Annotated in this window: 1 protein-coding gene; it reads left to right on the top strand. The window is 69.9% G+C overall.

Annotated features, from left to right (window positions below; all coding sequences use genetic code 11):
• Window positions 1-339: TauD/TfdA family dioxygenase (locus QZH66_RS18900; protein ID WP_305807304.1), on the top strand; the 339-nt coding region annotated here is incomplete at both ends.

Below are 339 nucleotides of genomic sequence, written 5' to 3'. Positions count from 1 at the left end.
GCCCACCGATGTACTGGCCGCGTTCGGTCCGCTCGTTGCCCAGCGAACGCCCGAGTCCTTCGACAGCCGCCCCTACACGCGCTTCACGCTGGCGCCGGTCACGCCGACGATAGGCGCCGAGATCAGCGGCATCCGCCTGGGCGGCGACCTGCCCGATGAAACCCTGGCCGAATTGCGGCGCGCGCTGCTGGAGTGGAAGGTGCTGTTCTTCCGCGACCAGGCCATAGACCGCAACGCGCAGCGCGACTTTGCCGCGCGCTGGGGCGAGCTGGAGACGCACCCGTTCTTCAAGTACACCCAGCCCGGCCAGACCGCCGGGGAGGTCGCCACGCTGGCCAA

It is taken from the genome of Stenotrophomonas sp. YIM B06876, from assembly GCF_030711595.1.
In the GTDB taxonomy this organism is placed as follows: Bacteria; Pseudomonadota; Gammaproteobacteria; order Xanthomonadales; family Xanthomonadaceae; genus Stenotrophomonas.
Note: the sequence above shows the minus strand (reverse complement) of the source record. Positions and strands in the feature narration are given on the sequence as shown.